Source organism: Streptomyces durmitorensis (assembly GCF_023498005.1).
In the GTDB taxonomy this organism is placed as follows: Bacteria; Actinomycetota; Actinomycetes; order Streptomycetales; family Streptomycetaceae; genus Streptomyces; species Streptomyces durmitorensis.
This window is the reverse complement of record NZ_CP097289.1, coordinates 3,253,340-3,277,566: the sequence shown is the minus strand read 5'-3', so window position 1 is coordinate 3,277,566 and position 24,227 is coordinate 3,253,340. Positions and strand designations below refer to the sequence as shown.

General features: G+C 69.9%; 18 protein-coding genes and 1 pseudogene. 11 read left to right on the top strand and 8 right to left on the bottom strand.

Features of this window, described 5'->3' with window-relative positions; translation table 11 throughout:
- Positions 1-1,175 precede the first annotated feature (1,175 nt).
- Together M4V62_RS14460 and M4V62_RS14455 are read right to left on the bottom strand one after the other, a co-directional pair.
- Entirely contained in the window at positions 1,176-1,412 is a 237-nt protein-coding gene (locus M4V62_RS14460) for a DUF397 domain-containing protein (protein WP_249587665.1), read from the bottom strand.
- A gap of 4 nt (positions 1,413-1,416) precedes the next feature.
- Positions 1,417-2,298 carry a helix-turn-helix domain-containing protein gene (locus M4V62_RS14455; protein ID WP_249587664.1) on the bottom strand — a complete coding sequence of 294 codons (882 nt, stop codon included), beginning with the start codon at positions 2,296-2,298 and terminating at the stop codon, positions 1,417-1,419.
- A gap of 230 nt (positions 2,299-2,528) precedes the next feature.
- On the opposite strand from M4V62_RS14455, the gene M4V62_RS14450 reads away from it, so the two are divergent.
- The 3 genes from M4V62_RS14450 to M4V62_RS14440 all read left to right on the top strand — a co-directional run bounded on the left by M4V62_RS14450 (position 2,529) and on the right by M4V62_RS14440 (position 4,730).
- Positions 2,529-2,963, top strand: coding sequence for an ATP-binding protein (locus M4V62_RS14450; RefSeq protein WP_249587663.1), 435 nt, complete (start codon positions 2,529-2,531; stop codon positions 2,961-2,963).
- 148 nt (positions 2,964-3,111) lie between these two features.
- Positions 3,112-3,597, top strand: coding sequence for an HIT family protein (locus tag M4V62_RS14445; RefSeq protein ID WP_249587662.1), 486 nt, complete (start codon positions 3,112-3,114; stop codon positions 3,595-3,597).
- 281 nt (positions 3,598-3,878) lie between these two features.
- Positions 3,879-4,730, top strand: coding sequence for an SGNH/GDSL hydrolase family protein (locus M4V62_RS14440; protein WP_249592831.1), 852 nt, complete (start codon positions 3,879-3,881; stop codon positions 4,728-4,730).
- Between the two features lie 37 nt (positions 4,731-4,767).
- Here the strand turns inward: M4V62_RS14440 and M4V62_RS14435 are convergent.
- A pseudogene (locus M4V62_RS14435) lies at positions 4,768-5,625 on the bottom strand (glycoside hydrolase family 16 protein); the annotation flags it as partial.
- A gap of 281 nt (positions 5,626-5,906) precedes the next feature.
- Between M4V62_RS14435 and M4V62_RS14430 the strand changes: the two are divergent.
- The 6 genes from M4V62_RS14430 to M4V62_RS14405 all read left to right on the top strand — a co-directional run bounded on the left by M4V62_RS14430 (position 5,907) and on the right by M4V62_RS14405 (position 11,248).
- Positions 5,907-6,512, top strand: coding sequence for a mycothiol-dependent nitroreductase Rv2466c family protein (locus tag M4V62_RS14430; protein ID WP_249587661.1), 606 nt, complete (start codon positions 5,907-5,909; stop codon positions 6,510-6,512).
- 129 nt (positions 6,513-6,641) lie between these two features.
- Entirely contained in the window at positions 6,642-7,553 is a 912-nt protein-coding gene (locus M4V62_RS14425; protein ID WP_249587660.1) for an NAD(P)-dependent oxidoreductase, read from the top strand.
- Positions 7,554-7,623: 70 nt separating this feature from the next.
- Positions 7,624-7,986: a VOC family protein gene (locus tag M4V62_RS14420; protein ID WP_249587659.1), complete on the top strand. Its 363-nt coding sequence runs from the start codon at positions 7,624-7,626 to the stop codon at positions 7,984-7,986.
- A 68-nt stretch (positions 7,987-8,054) separates the two neighbouring features.
- The gene (locus M4V62_RS14415; protein WP_249587658.1) at positions 8,055-8,447 is read left to right on the top strand and encodes a MerR family transcriptional regulator; all 393 of its coding nucleotides are present in this window, start codon (positions 8,055-8,057) and stop codon (positions 8,445-8,447) included.
- A 40-nt stretch (positions 8,448-8,487) separates the two neighbouring features.
- Positions 8,488-8,826 carry a thioredoxin gene (gene trxA, locus M4V62_RS14410; RefSeq protein ID WP_283779157.1) on the top strand — a complete coding sequence of 113 codons (339 nt, stop codon included), beginning with the start codon at positions 8,488-8,490 and terminating at the stop codon, positions 8,824-8,826.
- Positions 8,827-8,998: 172 nt separating this feature from the next.
- A complete protein-coding gene (locus tag M4V62_RS14405) occupies positions 8,999-11,248 on the top strand; it encodes a HelD family protein (RefSeq protein WP_249587657.1) in 2,250 nt (749 codons plus the stop codon).
- Here the strand turns inward: M4V62_RS14405 and glgB are convergent.
- The 5 genes from glgB to M4V62_RS14380 all read right to left on the bottom strand — a co-directional run bounded on the left by glgB (position 11,223) and on the right by M4V62_RS14380 (position 20,556).
- Positions 11,223-13,448, bottom strand: coding sequence for a 1,4-alpha-glucan branching enzyme (gene glgB, locus M4V62_RS14400; RefSeq protein WP_249592829.1), 2,226 nt, complete (start codon positions 13,446-13,448; stop codon positions 11,223-11,225). The two genes, M4V62_RS14405 and glgB, sit on opposite strands and share 26 nt — an antisense overlap.
- A 116-nt stretch (positions 13,449-13,564) precedes the next feature.
- Positions 13,565-14,983, bottom strand: a complete 1,419-nt coding sequence (locus M4V62_RS14395) for a maltokinase N-terminal cap-like domain-containing protein (RefSeq protein ID WP_249587656.1) — start codon at positions 14,981-14,983, stop codon at positions 13,565-13,567.
- A 119-nt stretch (positions 14,984-15,102) separates the two neighbouring features.
- Complete coding sequence (gene treS, locus M4V62_RS14390; RefSeq protein WP_249587655.1) at positions 15,103-16,803, bottom strand: maltose alpha-D-glucosyltransferase; 1,701 nt, start codon at positions 16,801-16,803, stop codon at positions 15,103-15,105.
- A complete protein-coding gene (locus M4V62_RS14385) occupies positions 16,800-18,956 on the bottom strand; it encodes an alpha-1,4-glucan--maltose-1-phosphate maltosyltransferase (protein ID WP_249587654.1) in 2,157 nt (718 codons plus the stop codon). Before M4V62_RS14385 ends, treS begins: the two co-directional genes overlap by 4 nt.
- Positions 18,957-19,341: 385 nt before the next feature.
- Positions 19,342-20,556 carry a S8 family peptidase gene (locus M4V62_RS14380; protein WP_249587653.1) on the bottom strand — a complete coding sequence of 405 codons (1,215 nt, stop codon included), beginning with the start codon at positions 20,554-20,556 and terminating at the stop codon, positions 19,342-19,344.
- Positions 20,557-20,851: 295 nt separating this feature from the next.
- On the opposite strand from M4V62_RS14380, the gene M4V62_RS14375 reads away from it, so the two are divergent.
- A complete protein-coding gene (locus M4V62_RS14375; protein ID WP_249587652.1) occupies positions 20,852-21,295 on the top strand; it encodes a nuclear transport factor 2 family protein in 444 nt (147 codons plus the stop codon).
- A 241-nt stretch (positions 21,296-21,536) separates the two neighbouring features.
- Positions 21,537-24,170, top strand: coding sequence for an alpha-glucan family phosphorylase (glgP, locus tag M4V62_RS14370; RefSeq protein WP_249587651.1), 2,634 nt, complete (start codon positions 21,537-21,539; stop codon positions 24,168-24,170).
- Positions 24,171-24,227: the final 57 nt, after the last annotated feature.

The window sequence follows — 24,227 nt, the reverse complement described above, 5'->3', positions numbered from 1 at the left end:
GCCGTCACGCGGAGGAGGGGCGGACGCCGGGTCCGCAGCCGCTCCGGGGAGGGGTGTCGGTCTCGTCAAGCGACAGCAGGCCGGGTCTTCCGGGGTGGCCGTCACGGTGGAGAAGGTGCGGGCGTCCGGTCCGCAGCCGCTCCGGGAATGGGTCCCGGTCTCGTCAGGCGACAGCAGGCCGGGTCTTTCGGGGTGGCCGCCAGGTGGAGGGGCAGACGAAGGCCTGCTGAAGGGCGCGGGTCTCGTCTCGTCACGCGCCTGCCGACCGGACGCGGGCCGGGGTGTGCAGGTCACGGCTGACGCGGGCCGGTTGACTCCGAGAGGGTGGGGGGTCCGGCACCTAATTCCGAGAAGGCGCATTACGCAATACGCGCGCCCCCCTTCTGCCAGAACACAACTTTGCCAAAGTAGGTGCCGCGCGGTCGGCGGAAGATCCCGCCGCCCCCGCCACGGCGGTGTAGCACGATCACCTCTGCGGACCCGCCCGCACCAACGCGGAGCTCAGCGCGGATACCGACGGGCAGCAAGATCGCGCCACTACACCGCTCTGCGGGACGCGCCCCCGTCACCTGAGGTGCCCACGGGTTGCAGGAAAATCCCACCCACCGGCGCCCGCGCCAGGCGTGGCGCAGGACTCTCCTGCACCCCACCCCACACCCCGCCCGAGGGGTGTCGCTTGTCGCTTGCCCTCAACTGAAGGAAAACGACACCCCCACCCCGCCCAGGAGCGTCACTTCTCTGCGACTCACCCACCAGACAGCCTCCGACCGACGCCCGCCCTCCGCGTGACGGCCACCCCGGGAGAACTGGTCCGCAGTCGCTTGACGAGACCGGCACCGATTCCCGGAGTGGCTGCGGACCGGGCGCCCGCCCCTGTCCGCGTGAGGGGCACCCGCAATGAGACGGGCCGCACCCGGCAGCGAGAGGGTGATGGCCCGACGGGAGTGGTCGAGAGTCCCGCCCCTCGGGCCGTCCGGTCGTCTTCCCTCGCGCGGTGGAGGGTTGGGTGTCAAGGGTGGAGCGCAGCGGAATCGGCGCAGCCGACGCGACGAAGGAGCGCCCTTGACTCCCGGCCCGGAACCGCCAACCTCAGGACAACCGGGCGGCCCCGGCAACAAGTCAAAGCCACCGGCCCAGCAAAGCCCCCGTTGGCCAGGCACCCTGCCCTGCCCGGATCAGATGCTCGTCGCGCGGACGTGAGTCACGAACGCCGACCAGGTTGAAGGGCGGAGGAGGAGGGCCGGGCCGGTGGGGTTCTTGGAGTCGCGCACGCCTATGCCAGGGCGGGGGGCGGTGGGGGTGGTCAGGTCGGCGACCTCGACGCAGTTGTTGCCGGTGCCGCCGCTGTACGACGACCTGTACCAAGCATCGTCGGGGGCGAGGTCGGCTGCGGTGAAGTAGTGGATAGTCATCGTCCTACAGCTCTCGTTCCAGTTCGTGCAGGAATTCCGGGGTGTCTTCGGGCGGCCACGCCGAGGCGGCCATGGCGTCGAACCGGCGGGTGAACCGGTCGACCTCTCGGGGTTTGTCCGAGGTGGAGACCGCGCCCCAAGCGTTGTCGATCTGAACTCGCGGAGGCAACTGATCGCCGAGATGGAGGATCGCGAAGTCGTTGGCTGACCGGTAGCCCCAGCGGAACGGCAGCACTTGAATGGTGACATGGCTCCACGCAGAGAGCTCAGCGATTTTCCTGTACTGCTCGCGCATCACGTCAGCGCCTCCAACCGGGTACCGGAGGGCGGCCTCGCCGAGGATGACGTGCAGTCGGACCGGATCGTTCCGCGTGAGGACTTCCTGACGCTTCATCCGTAGGTCCACGCTGTTCCGGATGAGTTCCGACGTCGTTTCCTCGATCGGCTTCTCAACCTCATGGATAGCCCGCGCGTACCGCTCCGTCTGAAGCAGGCCATACACCAACGTCGGGTGGTACGCCTTCATGCTGCGAGCCTCGGGTTCGATTCCGACGAAGCCCGGCATCCCGGCCGGCATCAGGCCCCGGTACTGCGTCAGCCAGTCCTGCGTAGATGACTCGCGGTTGAGGCTGATCAGGGACTCGATGACGTCCTCGTCGGTGACTCCATATTTGTCGAGGAGCTTGCGCAGGTCACCAACGTTGCGGAAGTTCAGAGATCCCGACTCGATCCGTTGCAGGCCTGCTTCGGAGATCCTCAGGCCCTGCGCCGCCTGCCTGCGTGTGAAACCACCTCCTCTCTCGCCGAGTCCGCAGTTCTCGCGCAACTGACGTAACTGCCAACCGAGTTCAAGCCGCTGTCCGGTCCGTCCGCGCTTGGCCGCCATGTGCACCGCCTTTGTGCCGCAGTACGAGATTCCTGTGCCGTCTGCCGAGTCTGGCATCCCTTGTTCCGCCTGCGCAGCCGCATGCGCAGAGTCGTGCATAGTCCAATTTCCGCTCACTGATTAATCAGTCGCGTTTCGATTGAACTCGAACGCCAAGCCGCGTCACGGTAGTTGGACTGCAAAAGCTCATGGCCAGGGGCACCGACCTACGCCTCCCGAGAGGGGCCACCATGTCCAACACCGAAGCCACCCCCACCCTCCCCACCCACCACTGGTCCATGGACTACCCCATGACCCCTGCCTCCGCGAGGCTCGCCCGCCTCCAGACCCGGCGGCGGCTCACGGCATGGCAATGGGGAGGCGACATCGACGACGCCGTGCTCGTCGTCTCGGAGCTCACCGCCAACGCGGCCCGCCACGGCAGAGCCGCGGGCCGCCACCTGTGGCTCCGCCTCGCCCTCGTGGAGGACGGGCAGCTCATCGTGGACGTGTCGGACCCGATCGCCGCCTTCCCCGGCTTCGGGCAGGTCGGCCCGGTGAGCGACGCCGATGAATGCGGGCGCGGTCTGGCCGTCGTACGTGAGGTCGCTCTGGAACTGGAGTGGTTCCTGCGTCCGGACAAAGGCAAGGTCGTCCGCGCGCGACTCGCGGCCCTCGACGGTTAGCCTCAACGTCATCGGCGTCGCACGACCCGCCTCGTCGATGGCCGTGGGTGAACGGCGAAACGGGGAAGGGAGTGCGGATGGCGTCCAGGCCGAAGAGTGCCGCCATTGGGGATCTGTTCCGGGAACTCCGGCTGTACCGGGCGGACAAGTGACAGCTGAGGACAGCGGAGGGTGCGTCGCCTGTGAGCTCGTCGCCGGCACCCGCCCGCTGCCCGGCGGCACCCTCCTGCGCACCACGCACTGGACCGTCGAGCACTGCGTCGGCCCCCTCGGCACCGGCACCCTCATCGTCAAGCCGCTGCGGCACATCACCGGCGTACACGAGATGAGTGCGGGCGAGAGTGCCGAGCTGGGGCCGTTGCTGACCCGGGTGACCTCCGCCCTGCGCACGGCAGTTGGCGACGCGTGCGAGCAGGTCTATGTCTGCCTCTGGTCGCATGCCGGGCGCGTGCCCGGTCACATCCACTTCGTCGTGCAGCCCGCCCGTACGTCTGACATCGACCGCCACGGCGGCGCGTACGGACCCGCCCTCCAGATGGCGATGTTCGCCGAGGGCGCGGAGTCGGAGCCGGGTGCCGTGGAGGAATTCTGCGGACTGATGCGCCGTGTGCTGGATGAGGATTCCGCCATCTAGGTGGGCGCGTGCGCAAACTGTTGACTGTTATTCAAACCTGCCAGTAACTTCAGCGTTGCACCACCGAGACCCGCCAAAAGCCGCTGAAGCCTGCCCAAATCCCTTGTACAGCACGGCTGTTGGCGCCTGCGGCTTGCTCGCTCCTCCCCGGGACCGACCCCCCCCATCGGATTCAAAGGAGACTCCAGATGGCAATCCGCACCCGCACCCGCACCCGCACCCGCACCCGCACCCGCACCCGCACCCGCACCCGCTCGCGCTCTCACTCCCGCGCCCTGCGCCTGGCAGCCGTACTCGCCGCCGCAGGCACCGCCACCCTCGGCCTGACCGCACCCGCCCAGGCGACCGGCGGTGACCCGCTCGACTACGTCGCCCTCGGCGACAGCTTCAGCGCCGGGTCCGGCATCCTGCCCCTCGACCTGACCGCGCCGCTCCTCTGCGCGCGCTCGACGGCCAACTACCCGCACGTCGTGGCCCAGCGCACCGGCGCCAAGCTCACCGACGTGACCTGCGGCGGAGCCCAGACCAAGGACTTCGCCGGGTCGCAGTACCCCGGCGTCGCCCCGCAGCTCGACGCCGTCGACGCCGACACCGACGTCGTGACGCTGACCATCGGCGGCAACGACAACAACACCTTCATCGGCGCGATCGTCGCCTGCGGCTCCGCCGGGGTGCTCTCCGGCGGCAAGGGCAGCCCCTGCAAGGACGCCAACGGGGACAAGTTCACCAAGGAGATCGACGCCAGTACGTACCCCGCGCTGAAGAACGCCCTGCGGGCGGTCAAGGCCAAGGCCCCGAACGCCCGCGTCGGCATCCTCGGTTACCCGTGGATCGTCCCGGCCAAGGCCGACCCCGGCTGCTTCGCCAAGATGCCGATCGCCACCGGGGACGTCCCCTACCTGCGCGACCTCCAGGCCCACCTGAACAAGACCGTGCAGCGTGCCGCCTCCGAGACGGGTGCGACGTTCGTCGACCTGGCTGCCGCCTCGGAGGGGCACGACGCCTGCAAGCCGCTGGGCACCCGCTGGATCGAGCCCGTGCTGTTCGGCACCAACTTCGTACCGGTGCACCCGAACGCCCTCGGCGAGAAGGGGATGGCCGATCAGGCCATCGGCGTGCTGAAGCTCAACTGACCAGCACGGAAACAAGGGTGACGGAGCATCATGGCCGCTTCGTCCACACCGCCACGTAGTCCACCGCCATCGCCTTCCCCGGCTCCGTCTGTGCGACCGGAGTCGCCCTGCCCGCGACGCCGTCGGGGAAGGCGCCGCCCATCGCGACGTTCAGCAGGATGAAGTACCCCGCGTGGTCGGTCATGTTGGACCACGTGGCGGCGGAGAAGCGGTCCTGGGAGAGGGTGTGGAACTGCTCTCCGTCCACGTACCAGCGCAGCTGGTTCGGGCTCGTCGAGCGGTCCCATTCGAAGCGGTACGTGTGGAACGCCGACTGGCAGCCGGCCCCCGGACACGCCCGGCTGGCGCCGAGGCCCTGCGTCTCGTTGCAGTCGCCGCCCGGGTTCACGCCGCAGTGCAGCACGCCCCAGACCGAGTTGATGCCGTTCACGTTCTCCATCACGTCGAACTCGCCTATCGCAGGCCAGTTCTGGTAGTTGCCGCGGTAGGGCGCGCCGAGCGCCCAGAAAGCGGGCCAGTAGCCGAGCGCGCTCTCGCCGGTGATGTCCGGCATCTGGATGCGGCCCTCGATGGCGAGCGTGCCGCCCTCCGGGGCCTTGAAGTCGGAGCGTTTCGTCTCGATGCGGGCCGACGTCCAGTTCCCGGCGCCGTCCTTGCGCGGGGTGATCCGCAGGCTGCCGTTTCCGTCGAGGGCGAGGTTGTCGGGGGAGTCCGTGTACGACTGGATCTCGCCGGTGCCCCAATTGGCGGGTCCGCCCGGGTAGTTGTGGCCGAGGTCGATCTGCCAGTTGTCGGCGGAGGGGCGGGAGCCCGCCGCGCCGTTGAAGTCGTCGCTCCACTCCAGCGACCAGCCGGGAGCAGGCGGGACGTCGCCGCGAGCCGTGCCCGGCGTCATCAGGGCGCCGAGCAGACCGACGGCGGCCAGACCGGCCAGGACGGGGCCGGTGCGGGGGGATCTGGCGAAGCGGCCGATGCGAGTGGCGCGAGGAGCGTGAGTGGTGCGAGGAGCGTGAGTGGTGCGAGCAGTGTGAGTGGTGCTCATGGAACACCTCCGTGGGGGGAGTGTGCGTACCGGTGAGAGCGCTCTCAGAAACGCTCTCCGGTTTTTGTAGTTGCAGACATGCCGAGCGTCAATGGCTCCGGACCGTCAACTTCCCGAACGCGTACGGTGGTTGGGTGAACGAGCCGCAGTACGCCGACTTCTGGTTCGACCCCGTGTGCCCGTACACCTGGCTCACCTCACGCTGGATCCGCGAGGTCGAACGCGTGCGGGACGTCACCGTGCGCTGGCGGGTGATGAGCCTCTCGGTGCTGAACGAAGACCTCGATGTCGACCCCGAGGACCCGGAGGGCCAGTGGGGTGACTACATGCGCGGCCCGGGCCGGGTCTGCGCGGCCGTGGCCGGGAAGCACGGGAGCGACGCGCTGGGGAGGTACCTCGACGCGCTCGGGGTGCGGCTGCACGAGCGGGGTGAGTGGGACGGCGCCGAGCGCGCCCTCGCCGACGCCGGACTGCCCGTGGAGCTGGCGGCGGTGGCCTGGACGGAGGAGTACGACGATGCCGTGCGGGCCTCGCACGAGCAGGGTGTCGCGCTGGTCGGCCCCGAGGTCGGGACGCCCGTGCTCTCCGTCCAGGGAGCGGGAGCCGTCTTCGGCCCGGTCGTCTCGCCCGCGCCGAAGGGGGAGGCGGCGGGGCGGCTGTGGGACGGGGTGGTGCTGATGGCGGGCGTCCGGGACTTCTGCGAGCTGAAGCGGCCGTACGGCGAACTCGACTTCGGCTGACCGCTGACCTTCGACTCCTCGGGCAGCCCCGCACCCGCCCAACTCCCGCTGCTCGCTTACCTTTTCGTAAGTACCTGACTAATTAGTCGGTACTTGTGAGGAATCCGGCGCCCGTCAAGCATGGTCCACATGACGAACCAGAGCCACAACCCTTCCGAATCCTCTGTCACCGTCCTCGGCCTCGGTGCCATGGGACAGGCCCTCGCCGGTGCCTTCCTCAAGGCCGGTCACCCCACCACCATCTGGAACCGCACGCCGAACAAGGGCGACGACCTGGTCGCCAGGGGTGCCGTGCGCACGGCCACGGCGGCCGAGGCCGTCCGCGCCTCGGACCTGGTGATCGTCTGCCTCTACGACTACGAAGCCTCGCAGGCCGTGCTCGGACCGATCGCCGCGGACCTGTCCGGGCGCGTCCTGGTCAACCTCACGTCGGACACCCCGGAGCGCTCGCGCGAGGCCGCCGCCTGGGCCGCCGAACACGGCGTCGCGTACCTGGACGGCGCCATCCTGGTGCCGGTGACCGTGATCGGCACCCCTGACGCGCTGCTCTTCCACAGCGGCCCGAAGTCCGTGTACGAGCGGCACGAGGGCACGCTCAAGGCGCTCGGCGGCAAAACCGTCTACCTCGGTGAGGACCACGGCCTCGCGGCCGTCTACGACAACGCCCTGCTCGACTTCTTCTGGACCAGCATGGCCGGCCTCGTGCACGCCTTCGCGCTGGCCGGGGCGGACGGCGTGAAGGGAGCGGACCTTGCCCCCTACCTGAGCGCCCTGCTCTCCATCTTCCCGCCGGCCATCGAGTCGACGGCGGTCGAGGTCGACTCCGGCGAGTACCCGGGCGAGCAGGCCCCACTCGCCACGGAGGCCGTCAACGTCGATCACATCATCCACGCCTCCGCACACCGCGGCCTGGACGTGCAGGCCCTGAACGGCGTCAAGGCCGTCCTGGACCGGGCCATCGCCAAGGGCCACGGCGCGGACGGCTGGACGGCCGTCATCGAGGCCATCCGCACGCCCGAGCCGCAGGCCCAGGCCCGCTGAACAACAGGCGGGCCTCGCCCCCTGCGGCGTACGGTGAAAGTGAGCGCCGTCATAGGTCAGGAGCCGTGCGATGACTGGTGAACCGAGCTTCTTCGAGATCGGCGTCGAGGACCCGGAGCGGGGGCGCGCCTTCTACGGGGAGCTGCTCGGCTGGTCCTTCGAGCCGGGGCCCTCCGGACAGGGATATGTGATCTCGACCCCGGGTGTGTCCGGAGGCATGCACGGCGGCGACGCGGGCGCCGCGCCCTACCTGTTCTTCCAGGTGGACGACCTGGACACGGCACTGGCCGCCGTCATCAGGCTGGGCGGCACGGTCGAGGCGCCCATCAGCGGCGAGAGCGAGGAGTCGGACGCCGCCTTCGGCCGGTTCCGGCTCTGCAAGGACGACCAGGGCTCCACCTTCGGCCTGCACCAGCCGCCGAAAGCCCGCTGACGGTCCACTGAAGAAGACCGCCCGGCACGCTGGCCTTGACGCCTGCGTCAAGGATTACCGTCGTACGCATGCGCATCGGCGAACTTGCGGAGCGGGCCGGCACCACCACGCGGACGCTTCGGTACTACGAGTCACGGGGGCTGCTGCCCGCCCGTCGCGGCAGCAACGGCTACCGCACCTACGACGAGGGCGACGTGCGTCTCCTTGAGCAGATCAGGACCCTCCAGGACTTCGGGTTCGACCTGGAGGAGACGCGGCCCTTCGTGGAGTGTCTGCGGTCGGGGCATCCGGCGGGCGACTCCTGCCCCGCGTCACTCGACGTATACCGCCGCAAGCTCGGTGAACTCGACGCGCTGATAGTTGAGTTGAGCGCGGTGCGCGAACAGGTCGGTGCGCAGCTCGTGCGCGCCGAGGCGGCGGTTGTGGGAGGCCCGGACCCGCAGTGCGAGCTGACGGGCTGAGGGGCTGACGGGCTGAGGGAGAGGGAGCACAAGCATGGCGATGGTCAAGGCCGACGGTGTGGCCGAGGTGACGGACGCGGACTTCGAGGGGGAGGTGCTCAACGCGGATCTGCCCGTGCTCGTGGAGTTCGGCGCGGAGTGGTGCGGCCCGTGCCGGCAGCTCGCGCCGGTGCTCAGTGAGATCTCGCGTGAGGAGGCGGAGCGGCTGAAGATCGTGCAGCTGGACGTGGACCACAATCCGCGTACGGCGATCGCGTACGGGATTCTCTCGGTGCCGTCCCTGCTGGTCTTCCGGGGCGGTGAGCCGGTGAAGTCCATGGTGGGCGCGCGGCCCAAGCGCAAGCTGCTCGCGGAGCTGGCCGAGGCCGAGGTGCTCTGACCTACGCGGGATCGACGCGGGGCTACGCGGGTGAAAAAGAAATACCCCGGACGAATTGACGTCCGGGGTATTTCTTCGCGTATATTGGATCCTTTCGCGACCCCTGACCCATTTGGGCAGACCGGAATCGCGAGAATCTGTATAAGAGCACTGTAACTGGCGAGGGGCTGAATTGTCAACCGAGGAATTGCGGGAAGAGCAGCAATTCGTCTCCGGGCTGTACGCGCGCCTCGACGCGCTGCGCGAGGAGGCGGAAGCTGCCGTGCGGGCGTCGTTGACGCAGGTCGGCAACGGTCTGCAGGCCAGGCTTGAGCGTGACGTCCTGGTGGCAGAGCGGTCCGGGCTGCTGGCCGCCTTCAACGCGGGAGAGAACGGCCTCTGCTTCGGGAGGCTCGAATTCCGCGACGGCCGTGATCACCACATCGGGCGCATCGGAATCCGCGCGTCCGACATCGAACGCACCCCACTCGTGATCGATTGGCGTGCCGAAGTCGCACGCCCCTTCTATCTCGCGACCGGTCATACGCCGATGGGGCTCCGCCGGCGCAGGCACATCACCACCGAGGGCCGTGACGTCACGGCCCTGCACGACGAGATCCTCGATCTCAGCGACACCACCCGCACCGGGCACGAGGGCGCGGACGCCGACGAGGTGCTGCTCGCCGCGCTCGACTCGGCCCGCACCGGACGCATGCACGACATCGTGCAGACCATCCAGGCCGAGCAGGACCGCATCATCCGGGCCCCGCACCACGGCGTCCTCGTCGTCGAGGGCGGCCCCGGCACCGGCAAGACGGTCGTGGCGCTGCACCGTGCCGCCTTCCTCCTCTACGCCCACCGCCAGCTGCTCGCCAAGCGCGCGGTCCTGATCGTCGGGCCGAACCCCGCCTTCCTCGGCTACATCGGAGAGGTTCTGCCCGCACTCGGCGAGACGGGCGTCCTGCTCTCGACGGTCGGCGAGCTGTTCCCCGGTGTGAGCGCCACCGGCACCGACACCCCCGAAGCCGCCGAGGTGAAGGGGCGCGCGGAGATGGCGGACGTGCTCGCCGCCGCCCTGCGCGACCGGCAGCGGACCCCCGAGCCCGGCGCCCCGGTGATCATCGAGCACGAAGACGGCGACCTCGTCCTCGACTGGACGATCGCCCAGGAAGCGCGCGAGGCGGCCCGTGAGGCGGACGTCCCGCACAACCTCGGCCGGCCGCACTTCGCCTTCCGCGTCATCGACATGCTCACTCAGCAGCTCGCCGATCGGCTCGGCGCCGACCCGTACGGCGGACCCAACTTCCTCGGCCCCGACGACATCGCCCAGCTCGGCAAGGCGATCGCCGCCAGCCCCGAAGTGCACGCGGCCATCGAGGAGCTGTGGCCCCAGCTCACCCCCGAGGGCTTCCTCGCGGACTTCCTTGAGGAGCCGACGCCGCATCTGCGGGACGAGGACGCCCTGCTCGTGCGGCGCCCGCGCGGCGCGGAGTGGACGGCCGCCGACGTCCCGCTGCTCGACGAGGCCGCCGAACTGCTCGGCAGCGACGACAGCGCGGCGCGGGCGATGGCGGAGGCCGAACGGGCCAAGCAGATCGCTTACGCGCAGGGCGTGTTGGACGTCTCGTACGCGTCCCGTACGTACGAGTTCGAGGACAAGGACGACGACGAGTCCGAGGTCCTGCTCGCGCACGACATCATCGACGCCGAGCGCATGGCCGAGCGCCAGGAGGAGGACGACCACCGCAGCGCCGCCGAGCGTGCGGCGGCGGACCGGACGTGGGCGTTCGGGCACATCATCGTGGACGAGGCGCAGGAACTCTCCGCCATGGCCTGGCGGTTGCTGATGCGGCGCTGTCCGACCCGCTCCATGACGCTGGTCGGCGATCCCGCACAGACGGCGGAGGCGGGCGGCTGCGGCTCCTGGGAGTCGATCCTGTCCCCGTACGTCGAGGACCGCTGGGAGTACACACGGCTCGGCGTCAACTACCGCACGCCGGTGGAGATCATGGACGTGGCCGCCGAGGTGCCCCGCGTCGAGCACCCCGATTTCCAGCCGCCCAGCTCCGTGCGGTCCACGGGTGTGGTGCCGTGGGCCCGCCGCGCCGACGACCTCGCGGCGGCCGTGGCCGACGCGGTGGCCGCCGAGACACGGGACGACGGCCGCCTCGCGGTGATCGCCCCGCGCGAGCTGCATGACGAGCTCGCCGGAAAGCTCCCCGGGGTGACGGCCGGGGAGGCCCTGGACCTGACGCGGCCGGTCGTCCTGATCGACCCGCGTCAGGCGAAGGGCCTGGAGTTCGACACGGTCCTGGTGGTGGAGCCGGGCCGCTATGGAACGAGCGACCTGTACGTGGCCCTGACCCGGGCCACGCAGCGGCTCGGCATCCTGCACGCGCAGGAGCTTCCGGTGGCGCTCAAACAGGTCGCAGCCACACCGTAGCCAGGGGTGGCAGGGTCAGGCGCAGGGACGCGGGGCGGCCGTGCGACGCCACCGGCTCGGTCTTGACCGGGTCCGGGTTGGTGACGTCGCCGCCGCCGTAGCGTGCCAGGTCCGTGTTCAGGACCTCCTGCCAGGCGGTGAACTCGCCGGGGACGCCCAGGCGGTACTCGTGCCGCACCACCGGCGAGAAGTGCGAGATGGCCAGGAGCGGTGCGCCGTCCGTGTCCTTGCTGTCCGTGTTCCCGTAGCGCAGGAACGCGAAGACGTTGTCCTCGGCCGCGTCGCCCTCGACCCAGGCGAAGCCGCCGGGGTCGGTGTCGCGCTGCCAGAGGCACGGCTCGCGGCGGTAGACGGTGTTCAGGTCGCGTACGAGGTCGCGCACGCCCCGGTGGTCGGCCTCGGCCCCGTACGCGGGGTCGAGCAGCCACCAGTCGGGGCCGTGCCCCTCCGACCACTCGGCGCCCTGCGCGAACTCCTGTCCCATGAAGATGAGTTGCTTGCCGGGGTGGGCCCACATGAAGCCCAGGTAGGCGCGGTGGTTGGCGCGCTGCTGCCACCAGTCGCCCGGCATCTTCGACACCAGGGACCGCTTGCCGTGCACGACCTCGTCGTGCGAGATCGGCAGGACGTAGTTCTCGCTGTACGCGTACACCATCGAGAACGTCATCTCGTTGTGGTGGAACTTGCGGTGCACGGGTTCCTTCGACACGTAGTCGAGGGAGTCGTGCATCCACCCCATGTTCCACTTCAGGCCGAAGCCGAGCCCGCCGAAGCCGCCCGGTCCCTCGTGGTGCGTCGCGCGGGTCACGCCGTCCCAGGCCGTGGACTCCTCGGCGATCGTGACGACGCCGGGGGCACGCCGGTAGACGGTGGCGTTCATCTCCTGGAGGAAGGCCACGGCGTCCAGATTCTCGCGGCCGCCGTGCACGTTCGGCGTCCATTCGCCGTTCTCGCGCGAGTAGTCCAGATACAGCATCGAGGCGACGGCGTCGACGCGCAGGCCGTCGATGTGGAACTCCTCGCACCAGTAACTGGCGTTGGCGACAAGGAAGTTGCGGACCTCCTTGCGGCCGTAGTCGAACTCCAGGGTGCCCCAGTCGGGGTGCGCGGCCCGGTCCGGGTCCTCGTGCTCGTACAGCGTCCGTCCGTCGAACTCCGCGAGCGCCCAGTCGTCGCGCGGGAAGTGCGCGGGCACCCAGTCCATCAGGACGCCGATGCCCGCCCTGTGCAGGGCGTCGACCAGGTACTTGAAGTCGTCGGGGGAGCCGAGGCGTGCCGTCGGCGCGTAGAAGCCGGTGACCTGATAGCCCCAGGAGCCGCCGAAGGGGTGCTCGGCCACGGGCATCAGCTCGACGTGCGTGAACCCCAGGTCGGCGACGTACGCGGGCAGTTGCTCGGCCAGCTGGCGGTACGTCAGGCCCGGTCGCCAGGATGCCAGATGCATCTCGTACACGGAGAACGGCGCCTCATGGACCGGCACCTCCGCACGGCGCGCGAGCCACTCCTCGTCATGCCACTCGTGGTGCGACTCGTGCACGACCGAGGAGTTCGCGGGCGGGATCTCCGTGCGCCGGGCCAGCGGGTCGGCGCGCAGCGTCTTCGAGCCGTCGGGCCGCGTGATCTCGTACTTGTAGAGCTCGCCCTCGCCGACCGAGGGCACGAACAGCTCCCAGACACCGCTGCCGCCCAGTGAGCGCATCGGGAATCCGGTGCCGTCCCAGAAGTTGAAGTTCCCCACCACGCGCACGCCCAGGGCGTTGGGCGCCCACACCGTGAAGCGCGTCCCGGTCGCCCCCTCGTGCACCATCGGGCGTGAGCCGAGCGCGTGCCACAGCTGCTCGTGCCGGCCCTCGCCGATCAGATGCAGATCGAACTCGCCGAGCGCGGGCAGGAAGCGATACGCGTCGTGGATCTCCAGCTCGGTGTCCTCGTACGTGATCCGGAGCCGGTAGTCGTCGGGAATCTCCCGGAGCGGAAGCACCCCGGAGAAGAACCCTTCCCCGTCGTCCTGCAGCTCCGCCCGCAGATCCTTGGCGACGACGGCGACGGAGCGCGCGTACGGCCGCAGCGCGCGGAAGGCTATGCCCTCGCGCACGACGTGGGCGCCGAGCACCCCGTGCGGGTCGTGGTGCGTGCCGCCCAGGAGACGGGCACGGTCGGCCCGGGGGACGGGCGACGTGGGGCGGCTGCTCTTCTTCAGCCGGGGCTTCGGGCGGTCGGGCTCCGGTTTCCGCTTGCCCTTCTTGCTGGCCTCGTCGGACGGTTTGCGCGGCTGCGGGCGGGGGGTCACGGGGGAGCCTCCTCGGCGATGGCAGGTCAGTGGGGTTCGGTGGCGGGGCCGTTCGTGGCGAGGCGCTTGATGGCGGCGAGGGGCACGGGGAGCCAGTCGGGGCGGTGGCGGGCCTCGTAGAGGACTTCGTAGACCGCCTTGTCCGTTTCGTAGGCGCGCAGCAGCACCGGGTCCATACGGGGATCGCGGCCGGAGACCTCCGCGTACCCCGTGCAGTACGCGGCCCGGCAGTCGCCCGCCCAGTCGGTGGCCCACGGCTCGCGGGAGCGCGCCGCGTAGTCGAAGGACCGGAGCATGCCCGCCACGTCGCGCACCGGCGGCTGCGGCATCCTGCGCTCGGACAGCGCGCGCGAGGGCTCGCCCTCGAAGTCGATGAGCGACCACTCCCCGGCGGGCGAGCGCAGGCACTGCCCCAGGTGCAGGTCACCGTGGATGCGCTGGGCCGTCCACCGGGCCTCGCCCCGGCCCAGGTCGGCGAGGGCCTCGAAGGTCGTGCGCAGGGCGGCGGCGTACGGCTGAAGGGCGGGCACCGCCTTCGCCGCCGCGTCCAGGCGCTCCGCCATGCCTTCGGCGATCAGCTCCATCTGGGCGCGGCCCAGCGTGACGGTGGGCAGCGCACGGGCGAGCGCCAGGTGTACGTCGGCCGTCGCGCGGCCCAGCGCCCGCGCCTCGCCGCTGAAGTCCCGGCCGGCGGCGAGCTCCCGCAGGGCCATCTCCCAGCCGTCCGCCGTGCCCTTCAGATAGGGCTGGAGCACACCGAGGACGTTCAGGTCGTCCGCGACGTCCGCCAGAAGCCAGGCGGCGGGCGCGGGCACCTGCGCACAGCCTTCGCGGGCCAGCATCAGGGGCAGTTCCAGGTCGGGGTTGACCCCGGGGACGATGCGGCGGAACAGCTTCAGTATGAACGTGTCGCCGTACACGAGCGAGGAGTTGGACTGCTCGGCGGCGAGCACACGTGGCGCGAGGTCGTCGCCGATGTCCTTGCGCGGGTCGCGCTCGAAGCGGAGCTTCCCGACCCGCGCCTGCATCCGCAGCGCCTCAAGGAGGAACGCGGACATGCGGGCGTCGTGCATCGCTTCGTAGACCGTGAACCCGGCGAGGGGCCCGCGCGTCACATGGCCGATCAGGGCGGGAGCGAGCCGTGGCGGCAGCTCGCGCCGTACGCCCAGGAGGAGTTGGTAGCAGTCGGCGGGCAGTGCGGGAGCGGCGCCGCCGGTGACCTGCGCGGGCACCTGCGGCTGCCGCACCCGTACGAGCAGGTGGAGAAGGCCCAACTCGGAGGTTGGCGGCAGCAGTTCGGTCGCCGCGACCAGGGTGAAGTCGGTGATGGGATGGCCCTTGCCCGCGAACCAGCGCTGCCGTGGCAGCCACGCGCGCAGCAGCGGATCGAGCGAGGCGAGCAGCGCGTCCGTGGTGATGCCCGGGCGGGTGACGGCTTCCGACATGGCGTCGCGTCCTTTCCGCGGTGCGGACAAGGGAGGAGTGCGGGAGTGCCGGTTGTGCGGGAGAGTGCCCAGGGCGGGACGGTGGAAACCGCCCCGCACAGGAGTAGCAGGGGTGGAGCCTACGCCGCGTCCCTGCGCAGCCGGAACCAGTAGAAGCCATGTCCTGCCAGAGTCAGCAGATACGGCAGCTCGCCGATGGCCGGGAAGCGCACACCACCGATCAGCTCCACCGGGTGGCGGCCGTTGAAGGTCTGCAGATCCAGTTCGGTGGGCTGCGCGAACCGCGAGAAGTTGTGCACGCACAGCACGAGGTCGTCCTTGTACTCGCGCAGGAAGGCGATCACCGCCGGGTTCGAGGACGGTAGTTCCGTGTACGAGCCGAGTCCGAAGGCCGGGTTCTGCTTGCGGATCTCGATCATCCGGCGGGTCCAGTGCAGCAGCGAGGACGGCGATGACATGGACGCCTCGACGTTGGTGACCTGGTAGCCGTAGACCGGATCCATGATCGTGGGGAGGTAGAGCCGTCCCGGGTCGCAGGAGGAGAAGCCCGCGTTGCGGTCGGGTGTCCACTGCATCGGGGTGCGCACCGCGTCGCGGTCACCGAGCCAGATGTTGTCGCCCATGCCGATCTCGTCGCCGTAGTACAGGATCGGTGATCCGGGCAGTGACAGGAGCAGGGCGGTGAACAGTTCGATCTGGTTGCGGTCGTTGTCCAGGAGGGTGGCCAGGCGCCGCCGGATGCCGATGTTGGCGCGCATCCGCGGGTCCTTGGCGTATTCCGCGTACATGTAGTCGCGCTCTTCGTCGGTGACCATTTCGAGGGTGAGCTCGTCGTGGTTGCGCAGGAAGATGCCCCACTGGCAGCCGGAGGGGATGGCGGGGGTCTTGGCGAGGATCTCGGAGACCGGATAGCGCGACTCGCGGCGCACGGCCATGAAGATGCGCGGCATGACGGGGAAGTGGAAGGCCATGTGGCATTCGTCGCCGCCGTCCTTGAAGTCGCCGAAGTAGTCGACGACGTCCTCGGGCCACTGGTTGGCCTCGGCCAGCAGCACGGTGTCGGGGTAGTGGGCGTCGATCTCGGCCCGGACGCGTTTGAGCAGGCCGTGCGAGCGGGGCAGGTTCTCGCAGTTGGTGCCCTCCTCGGCGAAGAGGTAGGGCACGGCGTCCAGGCGGAAGCCGTCGATGCCCAGGTCGAGCCAGAAGCGCAGGGCCGAGATGATCTCTTCCTGGACGGCCGGGTTCTCGTAGTTGAGGTCGGGCTGGTGGGAGAAGAAGCGGTGCCAGAAGTACTGCTTGCGCACCGGGTCGAAGGTCCAGTTGGAGGCCTCGGTGTCGACGAAGATGATGCGGGCGTCCTGGTATTGCTTGTCGTCGTCCGCCCAGACGTAGTAGTCGCCGTAGGGCCCCTGGGGGTCGCTGCGGGATTCCTTGAACCACGGGTGCTGGTCGCTGGTGTGGTTCATCACGAAGTCGATGATCACGCGCATGCCGCGCTGGTGGGCGGAGTCCACGAACTCCACGAAGTCGGCGAGGTCGCCGAACTCGGGCAGGACCGCGGTGTAGTCCGACACGTCGTAACCGCCGTCGCGCAGCGGTGACTTGAAGAACGGCGGCAGCCACAGGCAGTCCACGCCCAGCCACTGCAGGTAGTCCAGCTTGGCGGTGATGCCCTTGAGGTCGCCGATGCCGTCGCCGTTGCTGTCCTGGAAGGACCGCACCAGGACTTCGTAGAACACGGCGCGTTTGAACCACTCGGGGTCGCGGTCCTTGGCGGGCGTGTCCTCGAATGTGTCCTGGACGGGCTCGTTGATGATCATGGTGTGGGTGACCCTCCGATCAACGGTGAGGACGGTCGCAGGACACGGAGGATGTGCGCGGGCGCGCGGCCCGGCTCGAGGCGCACATAGTTGGTCCTGCCCCAGTGATAGGTGTCGCCGGTGAGCTCGTCGCGCACCGGCACGGTCTCGTGCCACTGGAGGCCGAGTTCCGGCATGTCCAACGAGACCGTCGCCTCCTGGGTGTGGTGGGCGTCGAGGTTCGCGACCACCAGAACCGTGTTCGATCCGTCCGTGTCGTCGGCCGTCTTCGAGTACGCGATCACCGCTTCCTGGTCCGTGGGGTGGAAGTGCAGGTCACGCAGTTGCCGCAGGGCGGGGTTGGCGCGTCGCACGCGGTTCAGCGTGGTGATGAGGGGCGCGATGGTGGAGCCGGTGCGCTCTGCCGACTTCCAGTCACGCGGGCGCAGTTGATACTTCTCCGAGTTCAGATACTCCTCGCTGTCGGCCCGTGCGGGGGCGTTCTCGCACAGCTCGTATCCGCTGTAGACGCCCCACGTCGGCGAGAGGGTTGCGGCGAGCACGGCGCGGGCCTCGAAGGCGGGTCGTCCGCCGTTCTGGAGGTAGGCGTGCAGGATGTCCGGGGTGTTGACGAAGAAGTTCGGCCGGAGATAGTGGGCGGTCTCAGTCGACAACTCCCTTAGGTAATCGGTCAGTTCGGCCTTGTCGTTGCGCCAGGTGAAGTACGTGTAGGACTGCTGGAAGCCGATCGCGGCCAGGGTGCGCATCATCGCCGGGCGCGTGAAGGCCTCCGCCAGGAAGATGACGTCCGGGTCGGTCCTGTTGATGTCGCCGAGCACTTCCTCCCAGAAGCGGACGGGCTTGGTGTGCGGATTGTCCACGCGGAAGATACGCACGCCGTGGGCCATCCAGAACCGCAGCAGACGTAGGGTCTCGGCGATCAGGCCCGGCATGTCGCGGTCGAAGGCCAGGGGGTAGATGTCCTGGTACTTCTTCGGCGGGTTCTCCGCGTACGCGATGGAGCCGTCGGCGCGGTGCGCGAACCACTCGGGGTGCTTGTCCACCCAGGGGTGGTCGGGGGAGCACTGGAGCGCGAAGTCGAGGGCGACTTCCAGGTCCAGGGCGGTGGCGCGGCGCACGAAGGCGTCGAAGTCCTCCAGCGTGCCGAGGTCCGGGTGGACCGTGTCGTGGCCGCCCTCGGGGGAGCCGATCGCCCAGGGCACGCCGACGTCGTGCGGCCCGGGGGAGAGGGAGTTGTTCGGACCCTTGCGGAACGTGCTCCCGATCGGATGGATCGGCGGCAGATAGACGACGTCGAAGCCCATCGCGGCGATGGCCGGGAGCCGCTCGGCGGCGGTGCGGAAGGTGCCCGACCTCGGTGGCTCGCCCTCGCGGACGACGGCGCCCTCCGAGCGCGGGAAGAATTCGTACCAGGATCCGAAGAGGGCGCGCGGCCGCTCCACGCGCAGCGGCAACCGGTCCGACTCCGTGACGAGTTCGCGCAGCGGGTGCTCGGCCAGGACCGCGTCCACCTCTGGTGTGAGGGCGGCGGCCAGGCGGGCTGCGACGGGGCGGTCCGTGTCGCGCAGGGACTCGGCGGCGGTGCGCAGGGTGGCGCGGCGGCCCTTGCTCACGGGGGCGTCGGCGGCGGCGCGCTCGTGCAGCCGGGCGCCTTCCTCCAGGACGAGCTCGGTGTCGATGCCCGCCGGGATCTTGATGTGCGCGTGGTGCCGCCACTGGGCGAGGGGATCGCCCCACGCCTCGACGCAGTACGTCCAGTTCCCCTCGGCGTCCGCGGTGACGTCCGCGCCCCACCGGTCGGTGCCGGGGGCGAGTTCGCGCATCGGTGTCCACGGCCCCGGGCGCCCTGCCGGGTCCCGCAGGACGACATTGGCGGCGACCGCCTCGTGCCCTTCGCGGAAGACGGTGGCGGTGACCTGGAAGGTCTCGCCCACCACGGCCTTGGCGGGCCTGCGTCCGCCGTGGACGAGGGGCGCGATGTCGAGGACGGGTATGCGGCCGGTGAGGGTGACCGGCCGGGCGCGCTGAGAGGGTGGATCCTGCGGATGTCGCGCTTCTTCCTGGGGCTGCGGGTCCTGCTGTGGTGCCGGGGATGTGGGCACCCTTGTGGGGGCCTTTCCCGAGGGCGTCGCCGACGGGCGAGTTGAGGGCATGACCGCTCCTGTCCGCGTTACATAAGTGGGGCGGATACGGGGGTGTGGAGGGGTTCTGCGACTGCGTGCCGCGCTGTGCTGGCCGTTCTGAGCCGTGACTGAACGTACTGAGCCGTGTGCGTACGGGGGAGCCTTCCCACCAACTTTGGGTGGGCAATCCGGCGCTTTGTTAACTACTGGTGCGTAAGGCTCAAACAAGGCCGTGCGTGTATCGGGAGTGATCCCGGACGGCGGGCAAGGCAGCACTACTGGTGCGTAAGGCTCAAACAAGGCCGTTGCCCTATCGAGGGTGCTTCGGGTCGGCGCCAGAGGCAAGGCCGAAGCTCGGGCACGCAGAACGGGCCCCGCCGTGTGCGGCGGGGCCCGTTCCGTGATGCGCAGTGCCTCAAGGGTTGTTGACCTGCAGCAACTTGTTCGGTGAGCCGAGACCGGCGCCCGTCACCTTGCCCGGCACCGCCCGATCGGTCAGTGCCTTGCTCACCTCGGCCGGTGTGGCCGAGGGGTGGTCGGCGAGGTAGAGCGCCGCCGCGCCCGCCACGTGCGGCGAGGCCATCGACGTACCCGAGATGGTGTCCGTGGCGGCGTCGTCCGTGTTCCAGGCGGAGGTGATGCCGACGCCCGGCGCGAACAGATCGAGGCTGCCGCCCCAGTTGGAGAAGCTGGCCTTGGCGTCCTTGACGTCACTCGCGCCGACCGTGACCGCTTCCTTCACGCGGGCCGGTGAGAACAGGAAGGCGGGCAGGCCGTCGTTCCCCGCGGCGACCGTGTAAGTGACCCCGGACGCGATCGAGTTGCGCACGGCCGCGTCAAGTTGGGCGTTGGCCGTGCCGCCGAGGCTCAGGTTGGCGACGGCGGGCTTCTGGGCGTTCTTGGTCACCCAGTCGATGCCGGCGATGACCTGGGCGGTCGTCCCCGAACCCGCGTCGTCGAGCACCCGCACGCCGACGACGTCCGCCTTCTTGGCGACGCCGTGGCTCTCGCCCGCGACCGTCGCGGAGACGTGCGTGCCGTGTCCGTTGCCGTCCTGCGCGGTGGCGTCGTTGTCGATGAAGTCCCAGCCGCTGCTTGCACGGCCGCCGAAGTCCTTGTGCGTGGTGCGGACGCCGGTGTCGATGACGTACGCGGTCACGCCCTGCCCGGCGGATTCGGGATAGGTGTAGGACTTGTCGAGCGGCAGACCCTTCTGGTCGATCCGGTCGAGCCCCCAGGAGGGCGGATTCTGCTGGGTGTGGTCCAGGGACACGATGCTGTCCTGGACCACGGTGGCGACCCGGGAGTCGCCCGCGAGCTTCTTGGCCTCGGCCGAACCCGCCTTCACCGCATAGCCGTTGAGCGCGGTGCTGTAGGTGTGACGTATGTCCGCCCCGTACTTGGCGGCTATGCCCTTGCCCGCGTCCGACGGGGCCGATGTCCCGCCCTTGAGCGTGACGATGTAACTCCCGCTAATGGAACCGGGCTCACCGGCGCCGAGTATCTCCCCGAGCGGGGCATCGGCGGGAGCGGCGTGTGCGGGCAGCGTGATGGCCGAAAGCACCGCTGCCGTGGTGGCGGCGGTGACGGCTCCCGCCCACCGCAAACGCTTTGTTCGCGTAAGAGTCATACGCTGGTTTCCCTCCCCAACTTGACGTGCCCACCGCAGAGTTGGCCGGTCAGTGCCGGATCCCCTGTATCTGCACGGGCGTCACTTGGCAGCCTCTCGTGCGGTGTGAGGGCCTACAAGACCACAGGGCAGGGGGGAATCGGCCATATCGCCCGTGGGGGTGCTGTGAGGGTTGCGCCGATTTTCGGACGGGTTCAGGATGCCTCCGTCAGGTGCGGGGCCACGGGGTGACCGTCGGTACGTCGACGTCCGATTACCGCCGGTGGACCAGCGCCGCAGCCGTCACGCTGACGGCATGACCACCCAGCACGAACCATCCGCGCCGGACTCCCTCACTGTCCTCACCGGCATGTACGAGGCGGAGTCCCGCTACCTGGCGGCCGGCGGCCCCGGCCGAGCCACATTCGACCTGCTCGCCCCCTATTTCGCCCCCGACGTCGTGATGCACCAGGCCGAGGCTCTCCCGTACGGCGGCACCTGGCGCGGCCACGACGGCATGACCCGCTTCTTCCTCGCCATGAGCCGGACGTGGAAGTCCTTCGAGATCGGCGAACAGGAATTCCTGGCCACGGGCGAGACGGCGGTCGTACACACCCAGGTCCGCGCACGGGCCCGCGCCACGGGGCGTGAACTCGCCTTCCCCGTACTGCAGACGATCACGGTGCGGGGCGGGCGGATCGCGGAGGTGCGGCCGTTCTACTGGGACACGGCGGCGATCGTGGCGGCGACGACGGCTTAGGGGCTCAAGGGCGCGGCCGACGGGGCGGCCCTCGCCGGAACGGGGCGGGCCGACGCGAAACGGCCATCGCCGGACCGGCGAGGACGGCGAGTGTGCTCCCTGTGCGCCGTGGTGACAGGGGCGGCGCACCGCTAACGTCGATGCGACACGTCGATGCGCACGTCGGTACGCACGTCGGTACGCGAGGTACGAACGCCCCCGTCATACGCCCCGTCGGACACCCTGACAGAGGTGCACCGTGATGAAGGCCATCCGTCGATTCACCGTACGACCCGCCCTTCCCGACCCTCTCACCCCGCTCTCGGAGCTTGCGCGCAACCTGCGGTGGTCCTGGCACACCGGAACCCGTGAGCTGTTCGAGGCCATCGACCCCGAGCAGTGGGCCGCTTCGGACTGCGACCCCATGCGGCTGCTCGGCAGTGTGCCGCCCGCGCGGCTCACGCAGCTGGCCGGGGACGGGGCCTTTCTGCGCCGCCTCGCCGAGGCCTCGGACGGTCTTCGGGAGTACGTCACCGGGGCCCGCTGGTATCAGGACCAGTCCGCCGAGCGCGGCGGTGAACTGCCGGGAGCCGTCGCCTACTTCTCGCCCGAGTTCGGCATCACCGCCGCCCTTCCGCAGTACTCGGGCGGGCTCGGCATCCTCGCGGGCGACCATTTGAAGGCGGCCAGCGACCTAGGGCTTCCGCTCATCGGGGTCGGGCTGCTCTACCGGCACGGCTACTTCCACCAGTCGCTGTCCCGCGACGGCTGGCAGCAGGAGACCTACCCGGTGCTCGACCCGAACGAGCTGCCCCTGTCCCTCCTGCGGGAGGCGGACGGCACCCCGAGCCTGGTGTCGATCGCGCTGCCCGGCGGACGACAGCTGCGCGCGCACGTCTGGCAGGCCGGCGTCGGGCGCGTACCGCTCCTCATGCTCGACTCGGACGTCGAGGAGAACGACGCGGGCGCCCGCGAGGTGACCGACCGGCTCTACGGCGGCGGCAGCGAGCACCGGCTGCTCCAGGAGATGCTGCTCGGCATCGGCGGGGTGCGCGCCATCAGGACGTACTGCCGCCTGAGCGGGCATGCCGAGCCCGAGGTCTTCCACACGAACGAAGGCCACGCGGGCTTCCTGGGGCTTGAGCGGATCCATGAACTGGCCGCGCAGGGTGTCGAGTTCGATGCCGCGCTGGAAGCCGTACGGGCCGGGACCGTCTTCACCACCCACACCCCCGTCCCCGCCGGGATCGACCGCTTCGACCGCGAGCTGGTCGCCCGGCACTTCGGCCCGCACGCCGAGCTGCCCCGCATCGACGTCGAACGCATACTGCGGCTCGGCATGGAGACGTATCCCGGCGGTGAGCCCAACCTCTTCAACATGGCGGTGATGGGCCTCAGGCTCGGGCGGTGCGCGAACGGCGTCTCCACCCTGCACGGCAAGGTGAGCCGCGAGATGTTCGCGGGCCTGTGGCCCGGATTCGACGCCGAGGAGATCCCGATCTCCTCCGTCACGAACGGCGTGCACGCCCCGACCTGGGTGGCCCCCGAGGTGTTCCGGCTCGGCGCCCGGCAGATCGGCGCCCAGCGGACGGAGGAGGCGCTTTCGGTGGGCGGCTCGGAGCGGTGGGACGCGGTCGCCGAGATTCAGGACGTGGACATCTGGGAGCTGCGGCGGGAGCTGCGCGGGCAGCTGGTGACGGAGGTCAGGCGGCGGCTGTACGCGTCGTGGCGTCAACGGGGCGCCGCGAGCGCGGAGTTGGGGTGGATCGACGACGTACTCGATCCGGACGTCCTGACGATCGGCTTCGCGCGCCGTGTCCCGTCCTACAAGCGCCTGACACTGATGCTGCGCGACAGGGACCGCCTGATGGAGCTCCTTACGCACGAGGAGCGGCCGATCCAGATCGTCGTGGCCGGAAAGGCGCATCCCGCGGACGACGGCGGCAAGCGCCTCATCCAGGAGCTGGTGCGCTTCACGGACGATCCGCGGGTGCGGCACCGCATCGTGTTCCTGCCGGACTACGGCATGGCGATGGCGCAGAAGCTGTATCCGGGGTGCGATGTGTGGCTGAACAATCCTCTCCGTCCGCTGGAGGCCTGTGGGACGAGCGGGATGAAGGCCGCGTTGAACGGCTGTCTCAACCTGTCGGTCCTCGACGGCTGGTGGGACGAATGGTTCGAGCCCGACTTCGGCTGGGCGATCCCCACGGCGGACGGCGCGGCGACGGACGACGACCGGCGGGACGAGCTGGAGGCCGCGGCGCTGTACGACCTCCTTGAGCGCCGGATCGCCCCCCGCTTCTACGAGCAGGGACCGGCAGGCCTGCCCGACCGGTGGATCGAGATGGTGCGGCGGACGCTGACCCGACTGGGCCCGAAGGTGCTCGCGGGGCGGATGGTGCGTGACTACGTGGAGCAGCTGTACGTTCCCGCCGCGCGGGCGCAGCGCACGCTGGGCGGCGTGGACGCGGCGGGGGAGCTGGCTGCCTGGAAGGCGCGGGTGCGTGCTGCCTGGCCGCGGGTGGCCGTCGACCATGTCGAGGCATCGGCGACGGGGGCCACGGCCGAGCTGGGCGCCACGCTGTCGTTGCGGGTCCGCGTGCATCTGGGGGAGCTGACGCCGGACGACGTGGAGGTCCAGACGATCGCGGGCCGGGTCGACCCCGAGGACTTCATCGCCGACGCGAGTCCGATGCCGCTGAAGCTGGTGGGCGGCCCCGACGCGGAGGGCCGCCGCCTCTACGAAGGCCCCCTGGCCCTCGACCGCACGGGCCCGTTCGGCTACACGGTGCGGATCCTGCCCGCGCACCGGCTGCTGGCGAGCGGGGCGGAGCTGGGGCTCGTGGCGGTGCCGTCGCAGGGGACGGGGGAGGCTGCGGGGGTGTTGTTGCGGTAGGGGCGATCCGGCACGACGACAGGCGGCACCCGGGGAGAACGAGAACCCCGGGTGCCG